General features: G+C 46.7%; 17 protein-coding genes. 6 read left to right on the top strand and 11 right to left on the bottom strand.

Annotated elements, in window-relative coordinates; genetic code table 11:
- Nucleotides 1-59: 59 nt before the first annotated feature.
- The 4 genes from G519_RS47555 to G519_RS0115810 form a co-directional block, all read right to left on the bottom strand.
- Nucleotides 60-2405, bottom strand: a complete 2346-nt coding sequence (locus G519_RS47555; protein ID WP_051253430.1) for a sensor domain-containing protein — start codon at nt 2403-2405, stop codon at nt 60-62.
- Between the two features lies 1 nt (nt 2406).
- Nucleotides 2407-2919: a DUF5317 family protein gene (locus G519_RS0115825; protein ID WP_029195541.1), complete on the bottom strand. Its 513-nt coding sequence runs from the start codon at nt 2917-2919 to the stop codon at nt 2407-2409.
- Nucleotides 2920-3226: 307 nt separating this feature from the next.
- Nucleotides 3227-3616, bottom strand: coding sequence for an iron chaperone (locus G519_RS0115815; RefSeq protein ID WP_029195539.1), 390 nt, complete (start codon nt 3614-3616; stop codon nt 3227-3229).
- 185 nt (nt 3617-3801) lie between these two features.
- Nucleotides 3802-4773 (bottom strand): aldo/keto reductase, encoded by a 972-nt coding sequence (locus G519_RS0115810; protein WP_029195538.1) that lies wholly within the window; start codon nt 4771-4773, stop codon nt 3802-3804.
- A gap of 478 nt (nt 4774-5251) precedes the next feature.
- Between G519_RS0115810 and G519_RS0115805 the strand changes: the two genes are divergently transcribed.
- The 3 genes from G519_RS0115805 (at nt 5252) to G519_RS0115795 (ending at nt 7177) form a co-directional block, all read left to right on the top strand.
- Nucleotides 5252-5821, top strand: coding sequence for an FAD-dependent oxidoreductase (locus G519_RS0115805; protein ID WP_029195537.1), 570 nt, complete (start codon nt 5252-5254; stop codon nt 5819-5821).
- A gap of 43 nt (nt 5822-5864) precedes the next feature.
- Entirely contained in the window at nt 5865-6092 is a 228-nt protein-coding gene (locus G519_RS0115800; RefSeq protein WP_029195536.1) for a DUF896 domain-containing protein, read from the top strand.
- A gap of 86 nt (nt 6093-6178) precedes the next feature.
- Complete coding sequence (locus tag G519_RS0115795) at nt 6179-7177, top strand: type I glyceraldehyde-3-phosphate dehydrogenase (protein WP_029195535.1); 999 nt, start codon at nt 6179-6181, stop codon at nt 7175-7177.
- 68 nt (nt 7178-7245) lie between these two features.
- Here G519_RS0115795 and G519_RS0115790 read toward each other — a convergent pair whose 3' ends face one another.
- The 5 genes from G519_RS0115790 to G519_RS0115765 form a co-directional block, all read right to left on the bottom strand.
- On the bottom strand, nt 7246-7722 hold the full coding sequence (locus tag G519_RS0115790; protein ID WP_029195534.1) for a GNAT family protein: 477 nt from the start codon (nt 7720-7722) through the stop codon (nt 7246-7248).
- Between the two features lie 440 nt (nt 7723-8162).
- On the bottom strand, nt 8163-11060 hold the full coding sequence (locus tag G519_RS47550; RefSeq protein ID WP_327195610.1) for an S-layer homology domain-containing protein: 2898 nt from the start codon (nt 11058-11060) through the stop codon (nt 8163-8165).
- Nucleotides 11061-11125: 65 nt separating this feature from the next.
- Nucleotides 11126-11434, bottom strand: coding sequence for a hypothetical protein (locus G519_RS0115780; protein ID WP_029195532.1), 309 nt, complete (start codon nt 11432-11434; stop codon nt 11126-11128).
- A gap of 678 nt (nt 11435-12112) precedes the next feature.
- Nucleotides 12113-12352, bottom strand: a complete 240-nt coding sequence (locus tag G519_RS0115770; RefSeq protein ID WP_029195530.1) for an S-layer homology domain-containing protein — start codon at nt 12350-12352, stop codon at nt 12113-12115.
- A gap of 19 nt (nt 12353-12371) precedes the next feature.
- Entirely contained in the window at nt 12372-12671 is a 300-nt protein-coding gene (locus G519_RS0115765) for an S-layer homology domain-containing protein (protein WP_051253429.1), read from the bottom strand.
- Between G519_RS0115765 and larE the strand changes: the two genes are divergently transcribed.
- Genes larE through larC form a run of 3 tightly spaced genes read left to right on the top strand, consistent with a single transcriptional unit; the run spans nt 12586 to nt 14978 of the window.
- Nucleotides 12586-13356, top strand: coding sequence for an ATP-dependent sacrificial sulfur transferase LarE (gene larE, locus G519_RS43225; protein WP_084160181.1), 771 nt, complete (start codon nt 12586-12588; stop codon nt 13354-13356). The two genes, G519_RS0115765 and larE, sit on opposite strands and share 86 nt — an antisense overlap.
- Nucleotides 13353-14126: a nickel pincer cofactor biosynthesis protein LarB gene (gene larB, locus G519_RS0115755; protein WP_029195528.1), complete on the top strand. Its 774-nt coding sequence runs from the start codon at nt 13353-13355 to the stop codon at nt 14124-14126. Before larE ends, larB begins: the two co-directional genes overlap by 4 nt.
- A 9-nt stretch (nt 14127-14135) precedes the next feature.
- Nucleotides 14136-14978 carry a nickel pincer cofactor biosynthesis protein LarC gene (gene larC / locus G519_RS43220; protein WP_036633091.1) on the top strand — a complete coding sequence of 281 codons (843 nt, stop codon included), beginning with the start codon at nt 14136-14138 and terminating at the stop codon, nt 14976-14978.
- Between the two features lie 272 nt (nt 14979-15250).
- Here larC and G519_RS47545 read toward each other — a convergent pair whose 3' ends face one another.
- Entirely contained in the window at nt 15251-16414 is a 1164-nt protein-coding gene (locus tag G519_RS47545; protein WP_051253427.1) for an S-layer homology domain-containing protein, read from the bottom strand.
- A gap of 129 nt (nt 16415-16543) precedes the next feature.
- A complete protein-coding gene (locus G519_RS0115740) occupies nt 16544-22201 on the bottom strand; it encodes a cohesin domain-containing protein (protein ID WP_029195527.1) in 5658 nt (1885 codons plus the stop codon).
- Nucleotides 22202-22203: the final 2 nt, after the last annotated feature.

The following is a 22203-nucleotide window of genomic DNA, read 5'->3' as shown; positions in this document are numbered from 1 at the left end:
AAAACCGTCCATTCACATTAAATCGTGATACAGACGGTGGTTAAAATCTTATATAAAATCTAGATATTATGTGATCTCTCATTTTTTAGAGACCACGCCCGCTCAATAAAATCCTCTGCCGACAAAGGTTTACTAATCAAATACCCTTGAACGCCATCACAACCTTGCTCACGCAAGTAAGAAAGCTGTTCACTCGATTCGACCCCTTCGGCGATAACTTTCATGTTTAAGCTATGTGCCAATTTGATAATACCGCTTATAATCAATTCGTCTTTTGGAGACATGTTTAAGTTATCAATAAAAGACTTGTCCATTTTCAAATAATCAAATGAAAAATGCTTCAAATAGCTAAGTGATGAGTAACCCACTCCAAAATCATCGATGGAAATAGAGATACCGAGCTCTTTTATTTCTTCAAGCACCTTCATCGTATGTTGGGTATTCTGCAGCAGCATGCTCTCCGTTATCTCGATTTCCAGCCACTGAGGATCTAGCTCCGTCATCCGCAAAATTTGCCCAATCGTACGGACTAAATGCTCATTCTGCAATTGAATCGAGGAAAGATTAACCGACATCACAATAGGAGGGAAGCCTGCATCCTGCCAAGCTTTATTCTGCTTACATGCCGTCCTTAACACCCATTCCCCGATGGGCAGGATCAAGCCACTCTCCTCAGCGATCGGAATAAACTGAACGGGCGACATAGGTCCCAATTCTTGATTTTCCCATCGAATAAGGGCCTCTACTCCGTTTATTTTATCAGTAGTCAAATCGATCTTCGGTTGAAAATGCAAATAAAATTCTTCGCGCTCAATTGCTTTGTGCAAGTTAGAATGTATCTTGTGCTTGGTTTCATTAAGCTCTTGAATATTTTTAGAATATACGCTGTAGGTGTTTCCACCGGATTCTTTGGCACGATACATAGAGGCATCTGCATTTTTGATCAGTGTCTCCACATCAATTCCATGGTCAGGGTATACACAAATCCCTATGCTGGTCGTTATATATAATTCTCTATTATTCAAATAAAAAGGTTCGGCTAATGCTCGTAAGATCGCATCGGCAATGGGTATGACCTCTTCTGTATGACTTAGATTCGGAAAAATAATCGTAAATTCATCGCCCCCCAGCCTAGATACGATAGATCCTTGCGGAACGGATTGGATAATGCGTTTGGACACATCAACTAAAAGAAGATCACCTATATGATGCCCCATCGTATCATTTACTTGTTTGAATTTATCTAGATCCAGAAACATTAATCCTGCTAAGGAGTTGTCGCTAGTCTTTTCCAGTGTTTCCGCCATACACTCTTGAAAGTTGCTCCGGTTCGGAAGCCCGGTTATTTCATCGAAGTACGCCATTCTATGAATAATCTGTTCTGCTTGCTTTTGCTCGGTAATATCCTTAGCAATTCCATAGACCCCAACTATTTGATCGTTCACTACAGTCGGACCACAAGTTATGAACAGTTCACGGCCAGAACCATCTTTCGTCGAAAAGCCCATTGTAAATTGCTGTGGATTTCCCAGCAATAATTGTTCTATATGATGTAGAGCTTCTTGTTTCCCTGTAGAAATCACATATTCAAATAAATTAACATCCAATATAGACTCCGGAGAATAGCCAAGTAATTTTTCTAACATTGGGTTAATGCTCGTAACCTTACCAGATAGATCTAATGTAAAAACAATATCTGGATTACGGTCAAATAAAGACTGGTAGCGTTGTTTGCTTTCTTCTATTTTATAGATATGTTTGTTATAGGCTGTGATTAGGAAGTTAATAACTAGCATGAGAAAGGCAGTAATCATTGTCTCAGTAAGAAGATCAATTGCATTCGTAGACTGAACTAGATGATACAAAGGAATGGATAGTATGCAAACATGAAATAAATAAATTTGCTTTAACGCTATTTTATTGAAAAACGGAGCTTTATTTACAAACTTCATGATTCCCGCAAGTAATAAAAAGTTAACATTTTCAAAAACGAAGGTAATACCCAGAATTTGAACGATGAGTGGTAATTGATTCATAAATTTCAATGTAATCGCCGAACATACCATACTAATAAAGTACATCCCTAAAGTTGAAAACAAGCGATACCAGTTAATTTTATAGAAAGGTTTGCTAGCTACCAAAAAAAACATTAATGTACTGAGTATGATCGGAACCGTGCTTGCTGAGATACCTTTTGAATACGTTAAATAAAGAATACTTAGTGTTCCAACGCTGTACCAAAGTCCATTTGGCAACTTTGTCGGAAACAGATCAACTATTAATATTAAGCAAATTATAATTATAGATTTCCAATCCTTATTGGACTGAATAAATCCGAAGCCGATATAGAGTGTATATATTCCGGTCAAGAATAATACCATGGTGTACCAGTTTTTGTCCTTCATGCTACTCCCTCTTTGAAGCGGTTCCTAATAGAAATCGAATAAAGCCGGAACCTACAAAAATATCCCCTATACTTATCGCATGATTGAAAAAAGGAATCCAATCTCCCAACCACCAAAAATGGGATGTATTCATTAATTGATGTCGAGGATTGTCTGTATCAAGAGAAGAACCATTAAACCCAGACATCATCATAGCCTTCTCTGATACCGGCATTAATCCACCGTGTATAATAAGCGCTATTAGATTAAACACAGCCCCAAAGCATATAAAAATAATGCCTGGTAAATGCCTGTTCATCCATAGACTTGCGATCATTACAGCGAAAGAGAGTTCAAGCAGAATAGAATAATTGCGCCCCGTTCGAATACTCAACCAATAAACAAAAATTTGAAACGCAAAGGTACCGATCAGTAAATAAGGCATTCTAAATGCTGCAAAGGAATTCACAATTGTCAATAAATTACGTTTCAACATGAGACAAAGTATAATACCTGCAAGTATAAAGTAGATCATATTTGTTCATTCCTTTATTTAAAAGTGAAAAGGAACTAGGTTTCGCCTAGCTCCTTTTTGGGATTATGGCGCCCAAGGTTGCGATACAACGGATGAATAAACCATGGCTGTCAGAACCAAAATCATAAGTATCCAATTTTTCCAATTTTTCATTGTATTTCCTCCCCTTTGTTTGAAAAGAATGTCTAGTCAAATGGAAAAATCCATTAAAGAAATTATACTTTTAATGGTTTTTTTATACAATAAAAATATTATTCAAAATATTCAAAAATTCGATATAAAATGACATTCGATATACTAGGCAAAGTTACTTCAACTTTTTCGATTTACCCTCTGCTTTCCTTAGATTCTCAGCCACCCTATATTTAACAATCCTACTTATTAAATCATAAGGAAGCGGCTTTTCTATTGGAAATTGCACGGATCCTTTTGCTCCTTTATATTGGGATAACTCATCTTTAAAAGCTTCAATTCCGCTAGCTGCTGGATAAAATCCGATATGATTTTTATAAGCGGCGAAATGTACTAAGTTTCCATGTAAAGCAAACGTAAGCATTTGATAACTGATCTTTTCCTCTGCACCTGGAGCCGACTCTTTGATTACGTCTCTTAATCTGTTAAGGATCTCCTGAACATCTGGTGGAAACATAGAAATATATGCATCTATAGATTCATAATTAATTTTGATTCCGTCCATGACTTCTCCTTTCATAGGCACCTATTTAGTAGTCTTATTATATCATCTTTTCCAGAATGTATAGGCAATCATACCCTAACGTCAGTTGGACATTCGGTTCCGGAATTTTAAGCTTGGTAGACTGACAAATTGGTATAAAAAAACGGCTAATCCCCTAAAGGATTAACCGCTTATTCATTAATGAATCAACCTCTATAGAAATCCCGAATCCAGCGATGCGGCTTGAGCTTCTCGATTTGTTCCTTTGTTAATCCTTGCCCATCTCCAACCCGCATATTATTCTCCACATTACGAACTGAGCGCATCCCCGGAATGACTGTTGAAACAACAGGATGGCTGAGCACGTACCGCAGTGCGATTTCCGGCATGTTATCAATGGAAATATCCAGATCGGAAGCGATCTTCTGAACACGTTCATACACCTGCTGTTTGCGGTCACCTCGGAAATAGTTATTGCGGAAGTCACCCTCACTGAACGTCGTATCCGGGGTAATTCGCCCCGTCAAGCCGCCTTCATCCAGCGAAACTCTGACAATGACACCGATATTATGCTCGGCACAGGCAGGCAGCAGTTGATCCTCAGGGCTTTGATCAAAAATGTTATAAATGACCTGTACTGTATCTACAAGCCCAGATTCTATCAACTTGATGGCGTTGTTCGGTTGATGATCATTAATCGATACGCCAAAATGGCGGATTTTACCTTGCTCTTTAAGTTTGCGGATCCCTTCCAGCCAATCTCCTTGACCAACCCACTCGTCCGACCAGACATGAAACTGCTGCACATCGATCGTATCCAAGCCCAGATTTCGCAAACTTTGCTCTGTACTAGCAATAACATGCTCTGCAGTGAACGCTTCTTCCACAGGAACCCCGTCCCGAGCAGGCCATTGTCTATTTTTTGGAGGTATTTTGGTAGCCACATAAATTGGCTTATCGTGGGCTTTTACAACTTGCCCGACCAGTCTTTCACTGTGACCGTCTCCATAACCCAAGGCTGTATCGATAAAATTCAGCCCCAGCTCAATGGAACGATTCAGCGCATCGATCGATTCATCGTCGGATGCACCGATCCAAGCCGTTTTGCCGATGCCCCATGCACCATACCCGATTTCCGATATCTGTAATCCCGTTTTTCCAAGAGTTCTAAAGTTCACTTTCAGCCCTCCATCCATAAACTGTATTCGTTCACTGCTATTATACAAGGAAACAAAAGTCTTTATAAGAACTGAAAAAGTTGTCAGTTAGTAACATTGGAGTAAGTATGGGGTGGGAATTTATTAATGCTTAAACGAAAAAACCTCCCATCTCGAGAGGTTAATCACATTAATTATAATTTTAAAAAATAATACTAACCATAAAGTTGTTTATAAGGGCATACTCGGATTCTTTGAATGAGAACATTTCCCCTTAAAACTCATGTTTTATTTCTTTAACTCCTATCATACGTATTTTATCGGTTCCTAGTACAAACATGATTAATTTATAACCACCAAAACTAAGTTAGTTCTTTCCATTGCTAATAAAATACCTATTGACTTTTCACTTTATAAAGCCTATTATTATCTCATAACTAAGAATCTTAAATTTGAGATAATTTAAACTAAATTAACCACATTCGAAGGAGTTGTTGATATGTATGATATCGCAGTGATTGGCGCAGGTCCGGCTGGAGCAAGTGCAGCATTGTTTGCAGCAAAAGCAGGAAAGAATACTTTACTCCTCCATAATGACAAAAGCATGACAAAAAGGGCTTGGCTTGAAAATTATTATGGTATTGAAGAAATATCCGGCCCTGATCTTATCGATATTGGGAAGAAACAGGCCGTTAAATTTGGCGCTGCATTGCAGGAAGAGAAGGTTCAAAATATCGTTAAAATAGATGCAGGTTTTCGCATTGAAACCAATATCGGACAACATGAAGCTGCATATATCATTATTGCAACAGGAGCTTTAACAGAGCTTGCGGAACATTTGGGCTTGAAAACAAAACCAGCAACCGAACCGCGAATTAAGACGATCATTGAGGTTGATACAAATGGCCAAACAAGTTTCGATGGTATTTGGGCAGCAGGTACAGCAGCTGGCGTTAGCGTACATGCCATCATCACCGCCGGTGACGGAGCTAGAGTGGCGATAAATGTCATAAGCGAAATGAATGGGGAAAGATACGTTGATCATGATATTTTGAAAACTTCTGAATAAAAATTTACCAACTTTACACAAATCATAAAAGGAGTGATTCACCATGCTTACCATTTTAAATAAAATTAATGAGCTTTCAAGAAAAGAGAGGGAAATCGGGTTAACGGAGATTGAAAAAACAGAACAAGCCAATTTGCGAAAAGAATATCTTCAAATATTTCGTGGTTCAATAGACAGCTTGCTCTTGAATTCTACTATTATTGATCCGAACGGAGATAATGTTACCCCTGAAAGATTAAAACAAGAACAGGCCAAATTAGCTGATAAATAAATGCTTCCTGTGTGATAGGGACCAAAACGTGATAAAATTGTGGCGTACCTGTAAGGAAATTCATATTATTCAATGGAGGTTATACCATGGGCAAAATAGGAATATATGGATTTGGGCGTATTGGCAGACAATTGTTAAGAGTGGCTTTACAGGATCAACTATTCGTTCCCGTGTCCATCTCCGATATTAAAGACGCAGCAACACTTGCCGCTCTGTTCGAAGTTGATACCAATTATAAGCGCTGGCACGAAGTCGTATCGGCACAAGAAGGCAGTATGGTGATCGGCGGACGCGAAATTCAGTTTATCGATTCATCGAAGGAAGTCCCTAATTGGAAAGAATTAGATGTAGATCTGGTAATTGACTGTACAGGCCGAGCTGTCACCCGAGCTGTTGCTCAAGTTCATTTGGATCGCGGGGCAAATAGAGTATTAGTTAGTGGGCCTAGCAAGAGTCTTGAAGATTGTGACGCTGTCTTGCTGAAAGGGATAAATCTGGATAGTTTTGATCCAGAAAAGCATAAAATTATTAGTATGGCGAGTTGTACGACCAACGCATTGGCTCCAGTGGTCAAAATAGTCAAAGAAAACTTCGGGATTAAGTATGGTCTTTTCTCCACCGTCCATTCTTACACGAACACCCAGTCGCTAACGGATCAGCCTATGAAGGATCGCCGAGATTCGTGGGCTGCAGCTGAGAATATCATTCCATCTTCATCAGGAGCTGCAAGAGCCCTTAAATTTATCTGGAATGATTTGCAGATTACCGGAAAGGCATACCGCATTCCAACGCGCACTGGAAGTATTGCTGAATTAAACCTTGTGACGGAAAAGCCGTGTACGGTACAGCAGGTAAATGATATTTTCCGCAGTGCTGCCAAAGATGGTCAATTAAAGGGAGTTCTTGATGTTCTGGAAGGTGAATGGGCATCATCTCGTATCGTCGGCGACCCCCACTCCTCCATCATTGACCTACCATTGACCCAACTGCAGGGTGAAATCCTATCCGTTGCAACTTGGTACGATAACGAATGGGGTTACGCTTCGCGATTAGCAGAAGTTGCGGCTTATCTGGTTAATAAGTAAAATCGTTACCTTTGAGTAAGTAGGATCGCCTCCGTTTATACAGAGGTGATCCTACCTCAACTCGAGAATTAATTATACGACATCCATACTGTATGACCTACAACCTCAAAACCCTGCTTATACCAAAAATTACGTGACTTTTCTAATGAGTAAACATACATTTTCTTATTCGGGTATGTCAGTTTAAGCCAATCCATGAAGAATGCTGCATAGCCCTTTCGTTCAAATTCTTTCAGTACATCCAATGCTTCTATAAATACATAATCTGTTTTGTTCTTGATATCAATATAGAAGTCTTGTTCTAAGTATTTTTCATCATCGTTAAAATAATCTTTCTCCGCTTTCTGAATCAACTGCTTCGCACTCGTGTATTCCCAAACCACGGCATACCCCACCATCGTATTTTCAACTTCAATGAGATATACATCATTAGGCAGCTCTGAGCTTTCCTTCTTACTCAATTCCCCTGCATGGTACCCGGATTGCAATTCACTTAATATCGTTTGGAACTCTTGATCGAATGGTCTTTTCGTAATCGTAGGCATTATAAATCTCCTTTTCACTTGTCGCTAACGGAAGTATAACATACTTCTACACCACATCCCTTATGTTAGTTAATAGTGTTAATTGTAAGGAAACCGACCCCAAAAGTATATGACGACATTCCATTATCAGAGTTGGGTGTAAGAGTTAAACCTGGCCTGTGACTAGGTCCTTTAAATGTTTAAGCACGCTCAGTTTGCTTATTCATTCTAATATCGAAGCATCTCGTCATATTAGACCACAGCACATGCTTATTTGCTGGTAAACATTGCTTTCAGGGCGTATTAGCCAACATTAAGCACGCCTAGATTGCTTATGCAATTTTCAGCATTTTGAAGAGCGGATGATCGTCATACAAAAAAACTCCGGCTGTCGCAGATGACAACCGGAATTCTTTTGCTCCCTCTTCCTATTACCGGGTAAGCTTGCTTCCCTTGCCAGCTTAACGCTTAAGGGAAATTAACCTTAGAATGGCAATAACCGTTTCTGCCCGTGTGGTTAGTCCATCCGGATAGAACCGTTCTCCATCCCCCTCTATAACGCCCTTCCGGGCTGCTTCGTATACATACCCGGCGGCCCATTGTGGGATATCGGCATGATCCGAGAAAGCCTTGCCCGTTGCCGGGCTTGCGATCCCTGTTTGACCGGTGGCGCGCATGAGCAGCACCGTCATTTCAGCGCGTGAAATAAACGACTGGGAACGAATGGTGCTATCCTCGTAACCCTCCAGCCATCCAGCAAATACGGCATCGGCCACAGCTTGCTTCGCCCATGAGCTGATGGCGCCGGAATCCGCAAAATCAAGATTCCCGCCGCTTGCCGCAGGCTTCATAGCCCGCACCAACAGCACCAGGAATTCCTCCCTGGTCACCGACCTGTCTGGTTTGAAGGTGTAATCCTCATATCCATTGACCAAACCTTGGGCTAACGCCTCCCTGATGCCGGACTCCGCCCAATGGCCTTCAATATCCGTTGGTAGATTTGCGGGATGATAGGTATTGCCCGGATGCTCCGGCTTGCTGTCCATGGCAAACACGGCAAACTTGGCAAAGTGATCTACTTGGACGGTGATGGCGTTCCCGTTTACTGTACCGCCGATTTCCACCCATTCACGCGCTTTTTCGTTGTAGTAGAAGATAGCAGCCTTTTGGCCGTCTTTAATCTCCCCTGGCTTAAACTGCAGCGTCAAGGTCACCGCATGGGTAAAGGGGCCTTCCACATCCTTTGTAATTTCATAGACAGGGCTTAAGAATGTACCCGGCGAACGGACTGTCAGCCCTTTGATATCATACAGCTTCTCAATGGTAATTCGTACGGAAGTGTTTAAACTTCCGGCAGGAATGTGCAGGCGCACCTCCTGGCCCAATCCCACATCCCCTGCCTCTCCGGCCGCCAAAGTCAGCTTGCCCGTCGTAAGACTGCTTACGGGAGGAACATAGGAAGATGGGCTTTCCTGGCTTATCTTGTAAAATACAATCTGAACCCTTTGCGGCAGCGGCACACCATCCAAAGTGGCCTCAACAAGGGCTGTACCTGCTTCGGTTGAAGTAAGGGTTGCCGTATACACTCCGTTCTCCTCCACAATCGGACTTAACTGTCCAAGAGAAGCCGCAAGCTGAACAGAGGCGCCCGTGGTAACGGCGTTTCCATCCTTATCTTTCAGCTCCAGCTTGATTGTCGCCACGCTGATGCCATCTGCCATAACCCGGTCCGGACTTCCGCTCAGCACACTTTTATTAACCGAGGCAGATGAGCCCAGATCCAACAAGTACGGTGTAAAAGGCGCCAGCTCCAGATCGGAAGCATTCACGGAAACATCCTCTATTAGCTCTTTAGAGACGCTTGCCGGACGCTCTTCCCGCAGCACCATGACGTGCTTGGCTTCCCCGCTGCAGTTGACCAGGTTCAGCAGCAGCCGCCCCTTATGCACGGCCGTCTGCCAACCCACATCAGTGACCAAAGAACCTGTACCGGCATCCGTCACCCGCACTGGAAGCGCATTCATTTGCTCCAGCAACGGAATTAGAGTTTCCCGGATATCCGCGACGCCTGGCGACATCAACTTACCTGCGCCAAATGCAGCCGGCATGACGATCGCCCGGCTCACGACGGCATCATGCAGCACAGCAGATAGCGGTTGATCATGCTCGTTGCGCGAAAGAGATTCTTCGCCGACCAGCACCACCTTGCCGCCTGTCTCGCCGAATGCCTTCACGGCGGCAAGGGTATCCGCGCTTACATGCGCAGCAGCCGGCACAATCAAGAGCTTGTATCCGGCAAGGCCTCCTTGAGCGGCCTGCTTCTCACTGACAAAACCGATCCTTTGTCCGCTGTAGGCTAAAGCCGCATAGCTTTTTCGCAGCGTATCCTCGCTGGCATTGTTGTAGATGCCGGAAGCCAGGGAATATAGAATGGCGGCTTGGGGCTTCACATTCTGCAGCGCCGTCACCTCTTCCGCCAGCCGGTTGAGATCAAGATTGGTCCTGCCGATATCCGCCACCACATCAGGCCGGTGGAGAAGACTGCCCATAAAATCGTTGGTAGTATCATAGGTGCGTTCCCACACCCAGTTTGTGGAAGCACTTTTGCCATGAACGGCGCCTTGCCACAAGATAGCCCTTACCCGCTTTGCCTGCTCGGGAATATACAGGTCGTCTCCGTCTTTAATGAAATGATGCTCCGAGTTGAAAATCGGTGCCTGATGGAAGGAACGCTGCAAATCATAGAAGCTGAGCTCTTTGATAAACCCGTCAGGCCCGTCTCCGATGACATTGTAGGCGTCATTGCCATGGATCTGGCTGAAGGCCGAGAACTGCTCGTAGTCTACGCCCCAATTCAGACTATCCTGCAGCTTTGCCATCGTCTTGGACTGTACAGGCAGGTCCGGAGCCATCTCATGAATAATGTCCGCCATCCACTGATGCCAATCAGAGAACACCTTGTTATTAAAGGTTACCCAATCATATACAATAGGCGTGGCTGCAATTGCCGAAGGCATCTGGATCTGCTCAAAAGTGGTATAAGCCGTTCCATATACCTGATTCAGCTCAGCCAGCTTGTTTCCGTACAGCTCCTTCAGGTAGTCATGCCACGCAGGCAAATAATAAGGGTCGCGATTGGTTTGGTATACCGGCTCGTTGGTTATCGTAACCGTCAACAAGGACTTGTAATCCTTAACTAAAGGGATCACGGTCCGCAAATAATCCTCGATGACTTCTTTTGTTTTCGGTTGACCAATCACGAATTTGATGTTCCCCGCGCTGTTGCTCTTGAGCCCCGGGTATTTTTTCAGCATCCAATCCGGGAAATAGTGGGGAGAGAGGAGCAAATTCACAGCAATATTTGCTTTTCCGCGTTTTTAAGCGTTTCTAAAGTATCGGCCTTCAGGTAATCCGTAATACAATACTAATCCTTGGCGGGGTCAGCATCCCCATTCGGAGTTTCCTCAAAACCGGCATTCTGTACCAGATCCTCACTTCCGCCCAGTTTGATCATGCACAGATCATCGAGCCAGAGAATCTGCTGATTTTCGGACAGGAATACAAGGGAAAAAGAGGTTTCCGCCGATCCCGTTTTATAGGTATAACTGACTTTCCGCCAGTCTAATGAGTCTGACCATCCCTTTGAAACTGCTGCACCCACTGCTTGAATAACACGTCCAGCAAATAATACTCCAAATGAGATCAATTCTGCCGATATCGGTCTGGTATTCATTCCCTATAACTTCATCGTTGTCCACATATAGCTTCAGTCTCTTACCATCCACACTTATGGAGCTAATATTCTTAGCTAGGAAATCACGTGAGTGATTCTCAAGTGGGAAGTATACGCTGTCGGAACCACCGCCATCGGAGGCATCCCGTCCATCCGTTACCGTATCATTGGGAAGTGCAGTTGAAGGAACTTCTACTTCACCTACCTTGCAGACCTAAAGCTTACCATTACTCGCTTGGTAAATTTCCCAATACTATCATGCTTGGCCGCGTCATATAATTCTACTCGCCCTCTCCTTGTACTGTATAAAAAAATGTACTGCGAAGTGGCCAGCCTAGGCTTGGAGTTTTCAGGCCAATATATCCTTGAATATTTATTCACGCAGTAGATAAGAATAGAACAGTTGATCGAATTCTCTTTCAATGCTTTGGAATCAATCACCAATCCCGCAGATTGGATATAATCAAATCCAAGGATACCGTAAAAGTCTGTATAGGAACAACTGTCAACGAAAAACCTCGTGATCCAGTCAACATCTTCGCATCCTCCTCATACGAATAGATCCAAGCTACATCATGAAGATCGATTCCCCGGGACCATATGCCCGGAACGGAAAAGCGGCGGAACAGGATAACCATTCTGTTCCGCCGCTTTTTAGATATCCCTTCTTCTTCCTAATTAATAGCGCTGCAGCAGATTACGGATCAACTGCGCGGCCTCCGCCCGGGTAGCCTCGGCCTGCGGATTGAAGCGATCCGGCGCCTGGCCTTGCATGAACCCGCCAGCCACGGCCTTCATAATAGCTTCACGAGCCCAAGCCGAGACTTGGTCAGCGTCGGCATAACGCTCAAGCTCCGTACTGCCGGTGGCAACCGTGCCATTCAAATATTCATAAACCCTTACAGTCAGCGCTGCCATCTGTTCGCGAGTAATCCGCTCATCCGGAGCGAAGGCTTACCGATTCTCCTTCGATAAGGCCCGCCTCATATGCGGCCGCTACATCTTCGGCGTACCAGGCGCCTGCAAGTACGTCGCTGAACGGAGCGGCTGTCCGCGCTTTGGCCAAGCCCAGTGTGCGGACCAGCAAAGCTGTAAACTCAGACCGCGTCGTCGTACCCTCGGGGTCAAACCGATCAGCCGCTACCCCATTAATGATGTGCTTGGCCGACAACGCTTGCAGAGTCCGGAACGCCCAGTGCTGCTCATCGACATCTCGGAAGCGCTTATCCCTCGCCATCACCGCAACGTTTCCCTCGAGGGAGTTTGATGCGGCCGTTCAATTGGCGGAGCAATTCGGCGTCCGTTTGCATAGAACAGAGGTCAAGGAATTGGAGAACGCCAATTTCGTAGCCAACAATCCTGATCGATGCTACCACTGCAAGACAGGACTTTATTCCCATTTGCAAAATATCGCGAAAGAACTGGGTTATCCTTATATTTTGGACGGCTCCAACGTGGATGACCTGGGCGACTACCGGCCGGGCCTTCAAGCAAAGAATGAGCAGGGCGTGCGCAGTACGCTGCAAGAAGCCGGCCTGACGAAGGACGAGATTCGCGCGCTTTCCAAAGAGCTCGGACTGAGCACATGGGACAAACCTTCATTTGCCTGCCTCTCTTCGCGGATTCCCTGCGGTACGATCATTGAAAAATGGAAAATCGACCAGCTCGACGAAGGCGAGTTTCTCTTGTCCCAGCTTGGCCTGTATCAAGTTCGTGTGCGTCACCACGATAAGATTGCCCGCATTGAGGTCATGCCGGACGAGATTATGAAAGTCGTCGAGCACCGCGAAGCGATCTACGAGAAGTTTACCAAGCTTGGCTTCACATATGTCACGCTCGACTTGCAAGGCTACCGCACAGGCAGCTTGAATGAGGTACTCTCCAAAGAAACCAAAGATAAGGTGAAAGAAGCTTCCCTATGATGGATTTAGACAAAATACTAAAGCTCGTCCAAACGGGCGATTTGGATGTTGAAGAAGCCAAAAAGCAAATTATCAAGGACGGCAGCGCAGGCCCTGCCAACCTTGATCTCGGCTTCGCGCAGCTCGACGTCGAGCGCGAGAAGCCGACAGGCTTCCCGGGGGTGATCTTTGGGGAAGGCAAAACCGCCGAGCAGATCGAGACGATCTTCCGGCGGCTGATGGAACACACGGACCGCGTGCTGGCCACGCGGGTAGATGCGGAGAAAGCCGCTCAGGTTGTCGCGAACGTGGCAGGGGTCACCTATCACGAAACGGCGCGGGCCCTCACCTGGTTCAAGCGCCCGCTGCTGAAAGTACACGACGGCTATATCGCCGTCGTCTGCGCAGGCACCTCCGACCTCCCCGTGGCGGAGGAGGTGGCCCTTACAGCGGAATGCCTGGGCAGCCATGTCGAACGTATTTTCGACGTGGGCGTAGCTGGCATTCACCGCTTGTTCCGCCGGCTGGAGCTCATTCGCGGGGCGAATGCGATTGTCGTCGTAGCCGGCATGGAAGGCGCGCTCGCCTCCGTCGTCGGCGGGCTCGTGGCGAAGCCGATCGTCGCAGTGCCGACGAGCATCGGCTACGGCGCCCATCTGGGCGGGGTCGCCCCGCTGCTGTCCATGCTGAACAGCTGCTCGCCGGGCATTTCCGTTGTCAACATCGACAACGGCTTTGGCGCAGGCTACTACGCCGGTCTCATCAACAAAAATATGTCGAAACGAGCGTGATCAACCACCATGCGTATTCTATACTTGGACTGCTTCTCGGGCATAAGCGGCGATATGACGCTTGGCGCCTTAGTCGATGCGGGAGCAGACCGCGCTTATATTGAAGATGAGTTGTCCAAAATCAAACTCGAGCCCTACTCGCTGGACTGGAAGCGCGTGATCAAACGCGGCATCTCCGCGACGAAGCTAGACGTCGTGCTCGATCCGGAGCATCCGCCGAAGCATCACCGTCACTATTCCGAAATCGTGAAAGTCATTCGCGAAGCGAAATTCTCGGATCGCGCTACTGCGCTGAGCTTGGCGATTTTTGAAAAAATCGCGATCGCGGAAGCCAAAATTCATGGCACCTCCATCGAAAAAGTTCACTTTCACGAAGTAGGCGCCATCGATTCCATCGTCGATATTGTCGGCGTAGCGCTGGCCATCGACTCCTTGCACATTGAGCGTATTTACGCTTCGCCAGTGCCACTCGGTTCCGGCACGATCCATATCGACCACGGCATTTACCCAGTGCCGGCGCCGGCAACGCTTGAAATGATGGTTGGCGTGCCGATTGCTTCTACACCATACGCCATGGAGATGACAACGCCGACAGGGGCCGGCATTATCGCAGGCATCGTCGTCGGACAGATCGATCCGTACATTGGCAAATGGCAGCTCACGCACGAGCATTTGGCGCATGACCACCATCATGAGCACGCACATGAGGATCATCATCACTATCATGGTCACGATCACCACCATCACCACGAGCATACGCATGATCATGATCACGATCATGACCATACACACCACCACGATCATGATCACGACCATCATGATCACAAACATGAGCACGATCATAGTCACTAGAATGGTTAAAGAGAGGCCCATGCGCGGTTGCATGGGCCCCAGGTGGGTTCAGCGTCCTTAACCGGGGCTGGCCGCGGCGCGCCTAAACTGTCGCTGTAGTATAGAACTAGCAGACTACGGTGCCGATTCGTTCCAGTAACCCAGCTTCAATCTCTCATTTACAATTTTAAATCGGAATTGTTGCTTTCCATTCCAAACTGGACTCGGGTCGCTCGCTTGATGGGTAATTCTGCATAAGCAACAATGATGACTACGGGACCATCCGCCTTAGATTAGTTCAAGCTGTCCAAGAGCGTTTTCACTTGAGGATCAAGGTTCAATGCATTCAGAATGATTGTAAGTGCCTCTGCTCGTGTGGAGTTGCCTTGCGGATCGAATATCCCGTCATTCTTCCCGCTGATGATGCCTGCCTCTGCTGCATCTTTGATTTGATTCATTGCATAGGAGCTTGCACTTGCCATATCGGCAAAGTTGCCCTTGGAAGTATCCTTGTCCGCTTTACTCAAGTTGACAATTCGGGACAACATAACGACCATTTCTTCCCGGCTGATGGTTTTGTCCGGTTGGAAGGTTCCGTCTCCGTAACCGGCAATCACCCCTGCGCTAGCAAGTTTCTCAATTTCGTTTTTAGCCCAATGGCGATCAATATCGTTCAGAACAAGTGAATGATTCATGTCGCCGCTGATATCGAATACACGGAAGATCATCACTGCAAACTCCGCGCGTGTAATTTTGCCATCCGGTTGAAAAGTTCCATTTTCATACCCATCGATAACGTGCAGTTTCACGAACGTATCGATGGTCTTTTCAGCCCAGTGCCCTTCAATGTCAGCCAGTTCAATCTTGGCAGTAGACTTCTTGGCTTCCATTACTTTGGACTCGATAGAACGAACTAAGTTTATTACATTGACAATATCACTATTGAATATATCCACCGCAGGTTTGCCGCTGTTACCCGATCGCTTTACAAGAACCGATAGCTTGCTTTTTATCGAAACAATATTAGGCACTAATTGCGAATTCATTAGTTTCACACTGTCTAGTTCAATATTGGCCGAACCCTGATTAACCGCATGAAATGTCAGTGTAGCCAGTGTTACATCCCCGTTCTCGCCTGGTTTATTGCCTATTTGCGTATGCGCGATTTGAATCTTATTCCCGTTTACAATCGGATTAACCGTATAGCCTTCACTTTTGCTAACGCTCTTTACAAACTTCAAATGGCTGGGATCAAAGGTTAAATTAACCTCATATGCGTACATATCGCTTAATTGTTTTCCGCTTACCGTCACCTGGAAGTCATTTCCTTCAGAAACACTTTGGTTCGTGATGGAAAGTAAAAAGGTTGGTCCGGAGTTTGCATGTATAACGATTTGAGGAAGTAAGAACATAGTCAAAAGTAACGTCAGACTGAATACGAGGAGTTTTTTTAACATCGATGAAGTACGCCCTTTCGGTACATATTTCTGAATAATTGGAGAGAGAGCCTATTCAGCTCTCCCCCTCAATCCTATCTTCGCTAATACGAGTAAGAATCCGTTCCAGCACACATTATGCGTGTTTTTTTATCGTAAAATCGTTCTGGCCACAATTGCCAGGTCTTCAATATCAACCTTACCGTCATGATTGATATCCGCTTTCTCATTCCAACCCGCTTGACCTTGCTGCTTACCATAAGTCCCTGCTACAATAGCCAAGTCTCCAATAGAAATAATTCCATCTCCATTGACATCTGCCGTTATTCTCTTCGTGTTAAACACTTGAATGGCAGCTTCCAATGCGGCTTTCGCACTATCTACCTGCTGCTGTGTGGCATTCGTATTGTTTGCTGTCGCAGTGGCTGCATCGATAGCAGACTGCAATTGCGCTTTGGAGCCAATCGCATACAGCCCGTCCCCATTGCCTTCCACTGCAGTATTGTACTTGGCCTGTGCGCTTGTGATCAACGCATTCAACAGCGACTTATCTACAGGTATACCAGGAGTACTTATTTGTATCTCGCGAGAGGCTCCGCCTACTTGCAGTTCATTCCCCTGTCCATTGGCAATAATGACATTACTTACAGAAATTGTCGTAAAGGTTGCCTGAGTGACAGGTTTAGCCGTAAATTTGATAGTCAACAAGTCGCCTTGAGCCAGCACCCCTTGGTTCGCGCCCACACTGGAAACCAAAATCCGGACTTGCCCTGGCACGGCCTCCTTTTGATCGATGACTTGAAATCCGTCTTTCAGTGAAGTAACTGAATTAAATTGCAAATTCGCTGGATCATAATGAAGAGTCAAATCTTGCGCATACACTTGCTGGTATACACTTTGCGTAAAGCCAGTCAATCCCATCGTTACATTAAAGTTTTGGCCCTGGTTCACCTGCTGTACACCTGTCAAAGTAGACTTGCCTTCACCCAGATCTTCTTTGATTTCGGCTGCCTTGAATTTAGCCGTTGCTGCACTCAACTGCGTCACTGCGGCATCCACCGCTGCCTGCGAAACTCCCGTAGCGGCCACCACCGGTTCCGCCGCCTCAATAGCCGTTAGAAACTCTTCTTTCGCCGAAGCCGGATATTGACCGGCTTTATTGCCGACCACGGCTGCGCCATGAAGCTGTCTGGCCCCGGAAATCGCGCTCATCAGCGCGGTTTTGTCGGCTTCTTGCACGGTTGCCCTCATAAACTGCATCGGACGCAGCTCCTTATAGTCTTTCGAAGAGCCGATTCCGCCACCCCATTCGAAGAAATCTCTCCGGCCTGCTCCGTCGTTCTCGTTGAACAACAAGCTGAAGCTCATCATTCCCTTATTTGGATGGACTGGAGCAAGCTCTTTCCACGGAAGGGCAATATAGTAATACGTATATTTCGTTTCTTCATCTCGGATCACTTTTGCTTCCACATTCGTTACGTCTCCCACTTCAACGCCCTGCGGAGTGCTCCAGCGGTGAACGACGGTTTGCCCGTTCGGGCAAACCGCAAAACCATACTCGTACTTATCAGGTATCTCCTTTCCCGCAACGCCTGAGAAGAGAGCAAACTGGATCCCGTCGCCGGTCCAGGATGAGGAACCGCATTGATCCTGATAATGGATGTCGTCTTTAATCTTGGCGGTCAAATAGAAATGCTCCTCATCCCAGTTCAACCAGAAATCGCCGCTTAAATCATCCGGCCCCTTCCAGCTTCTCACCCGATTGTTGCCCGTCTCAATTAGATTCAGAGCGTATCCGGGAACCTGGACTTCCTGCAAGCGTTCGCCGGAAGCCGTTTTCTTGATTATCGGATTGAACTCGGTGTAGCCATCCAACGTTACGGGTGCCGTTTCTTTAAATTTCAGCTTCACTTGGTAAACATAAGGTTTGCCGTATGCAGGAATCGGAATATCTATGCTGCCCTGCCACGCGGAAGCAGGTGGAATTGCTTCGTTATATGTTTTCGAGCCGGAAAGCTCGCCCATCTGCCAATCTAAGCTCGTTAGCGTATAACCGGATACGGTAGAATTGTTCGTATAAGAGATTTTCAACTGACCCGTCTGATCGCCAAGGGATACGATATACGGCTCGACCGCCACGCCGAACGGCTTCTCGATTCGGGCGTTCACAAGCAAGTGAGCGCTGGGCTTGCCGTCTACTTTCACATTGGCAATATAGGTCCGGCTCCCAATCTCTGGAACCACGGGCAGGGAGATCGGCACGTCAAGCTGCCCGTTCGCCGGGACGGATACAGTCTGCGTGACGCCGGCCACTTCAACCTCGGCTTCCATCGCTGTAGTGCTGCCCGTATTATCGAGCTTTACCCGTATGCGAACATGATCGTTCACGGCCGCAACAACGTCATCTGCAGAGAATAAGCCGCCAGCCTGAATGCCGGAAATGTTGCCCTTCACATAAAACATCTGATTGCCAAGCTTTAAATAGACTTTGCCATTCAAAGGCATAAGCGTCTGCTCTTCTCCAGTGAAATCCGTTACGATCACAGGGCTTTCCGTCGACAAGACCACTTTCTGCGGAGTAAGCGACCATAGAACGCGCAGATCTTCGCCGTTCTTGCGGAACAGATAGCTTCTTACGTTGCCATAAACCTGCTCCTGCCCTATATATTCCGCTCCGGCCAACTGCCTCGTCTGAACCGCGTAAGTTGCAAAAGCTGGCTTGGCCGTATAGGCGCCCCGTCCATCTTCCTCGTTTACGATAATACCGAAGTTATGCTCTCGGTTCTCTGCGTCTGTACCGTCATTTTTCAAATCGTACCAGGTGATATTTTCCACGCCTTCGGAGATCGCCAGGATATTATAACGGGCAAGGTATTCCGCTTGTTTATCCTCCGAGACGCCATCTCCGCCCAACTTCGTATGCCAGCCCATCTCTGTCAGCCAAAGCGGTATTTCCTTACCAGAAGTATTATATTTTGCAATCAGCTTGTTCAGCTTGTCTAAAGCTAGATCGCCGCCCTCTGGGATTTCCGGAAAACGGTACGGGTGCACGGAGACGCCGTCCAGATAGTTCAGACCGCCCATCGCAAACAATTCTTCAATCCAATCGTAAGGAATGGTCACTCCGGCAGGTCCGATCACGCGCACATCCTCGCGAAGCTCCTTTACAGCATTGTATGTCTCTTTCAGCAGCGGATAATAATACGACGCAGATGCTCCGCCGCCAAAGGCGTTATACTCGTTCCATACTTCAACATTCTTGATCTGATCACCGTAATGATTCAATACGGCGCGCGCGTAATTCGCAAAGCCTGCTACCCCTGCAGGGTCTTTAATATGAAAGCCGCCGGGATATAGGTTATTGTTATATGTCAGCACGATAAACGGCGAGATTCGTTGCTGCTTTAAGGCTGCCATATACGAATCGTACCGCTCCGGGAATTGATAAACGCCCTTTTCCTTCTCAATCGCACCCCAATTAAGCTCGTCGCGTACCATGCTGACACCCAGTCTGGAAACGAGCGGAATCAGAATAGGATCCCAATTCTGGCCGAAATGGGTCGCAACGCCGAATGACGAAGGGGCGTCGGCGAGATCCGCTTTGGGAGCGAGCACTGTAACCGAAGTCGTCGCATTCTTAACGATTTGTTCTCCGTCTTTGGCCGTTAATTGAAGTTTATAGTAACCTTTATCCAGCGACGGCAGCGGGAGGGTCAGGTTCCCATCCTTGCCGACGGGAGCCGATCCGTTGCCGAAAGACGCACCCCAATAATTTTCTAGTTTCCAATCCACCTGTTTTGCAACCGTTTTCAAGTCAATGCTGATTGGTTCTCCCACAAGAAATACATTTCCCGTTGTCGTCGGAATGATCTTCATATCCCGCGTCTCAGGCACGTATTTGTTCACGGTGACCGCCGAGATCACGACATCCTGAGCCGTATCTACGGATGCTTTTGCATAAGAAAAACGATAATCCGTGCCGTTGGCACGATTGGAAAACTTAGCGTGAGGCAGAGAGATGGTAATCGTCTTCCATGTCCCCGAGTCCGTCAATTGAATCGGTTTTACTTTCGTAAACCCGCCATTCACGGCATCATACTCGGTAACGATCGTGCCTTTGCCAACGTCGAGATAAGTCAACTCAACTTCGATCGGCATATCCACATCGTAAACATACGTATCATCTACATTGAAATAGAGGTATTTCGCGCTATTCGCCGTATCCGTCGACCAGCCTTCCTTTTCTGATCTTACAACGATCGGCGCTTTATTTTTGGCATTGTCTCCCGGGAACACATTAATTCCCTCGTACTTCCAGTCGCTATTTAACTGAGCTTTCACCGACTGCGCGTCACTGTAGTTGTCCAAAGGCCGGATTGAAACCTCACGGAAATTAACGTCCTTCTCGCTGGTGGTACCCATTTCGCTCGACCAAATGCCGAGGCGCATAACTCGCCTCAAGTCGGCCTGCAGCACGATAAACCGCTCCTTTTTCCAGCTGTTCGAACCCGTCAGTCGAATATGCTTCATATCATGCCAGCCGGTGTCATTCAGATATGACAAGGCGAACTTCCCAACAGGTCCGTCAAAATATTCGACCGTCACTTCGACGCGACGATCTCCTCTAGAGACAAATTCCTCATCGGTCACTTCCATATAAAGAAAGTTGCGGGAATTGCTTTTATCCGTGCGCCAGCTGTCCTTGCCCCCGATGACTTCGGCCTTGCCGCTCTGGTCGCGCAATTGCGGGTCCCCGGGAAACATATGCATGCCGCTGAATACGGGATTCGCACCTAATGTCGCCGTAACAACCTCATGAACGGGCTCCGGATCGTCCGCTTTCGAAACCTTAATGGAGCCGATGACGACATCTTCCCCGCTCCCTGCCAATCGAATCGTCGTATAGTCAGCGTCCACCGGCTGAAAAACGCGTGTTTTCCACTCATTTGTCCCCGTCAGTTGCACCATCTCCGATTCGGTACTGCCATTTGACGCGGTGAAACGCAAATTAAACTTACCTGTGCCGCGATCGAAGTAGTCGACTGCCACTTTTTGATTTTTTCCGCTTCCATATGAACTGTCGAGATCAAAGTACATGTAGGCGTAATTATTGCTGATTTGCGTAGACCACCCCTCCCTGGAACCATAGGAGACTATCGGCTCGGCGTACTTTTCATTGCCGCCCAGCCGCACTTTAATGCCCTCATAGGTCCTGTTGCTCTTCAACACCGCCCGCACCGAGCTTGCCGTGCTGTAATCCGGCAGTTTGGCCAGGGTCACCGATTTAATGAAGACATCCTCTTGGCTGCTCCCCATCTTGGGTCCGTACAGGCCTAGACGCATTTTTGTAATCAGAGCGCCATCGGAAACGTAAAATCGATGCGTCTTCCAAGTGTTGCTTCCGGTTAGCTGAACATATTTCTCTTCCTGCCACGCGCCTTGCTTTACATACATCAGATTGAATTTGCCGGTCCCACCGTCGTAATAATCGACCGAAACCTCTACCTGGCTCTGCCCTTCAATGAAAAAGCCAGGAGCCGCATTCAAATACATAAACTGAACGCCTCCGCTTTTGTTCGTCCCCCAACTTTGCTCGCCGCCTTTCACGGCCACTTGCGGGGTCGTGGAAGTATCCCCGGGCAGCACCGTCAATCCGTTAAAAATCGGATCGTTTCCTAAGCGAGCGTAAATTACGTCCGACGCAGCAGCGGAAACCGAAATTCCCCCTGGAGGAATAAGTCCTCCAGATACCAATAATACTGATAACATGATGAGCCATACACGAATTGCCCTTCTGCTTATCCTCATTT

This window comes from Paenibacillus alginolyticus DSM 5050 = NBRC 15375 (genome assembly GCF_000422905.1).
GTDB classification, from domain to species: domain Bacteria; phylum Bacillota; class Bacilli; order Paenibacillales; family NBRC-103111; genus Paenibacillus_E; species Paenibacillus_E alginolyticus.
The sequence above is the reverse complement of the archived record's forward strand: the minus strand, read 5'-3'. Positions and strand labels throughout refer to the sequence as shown.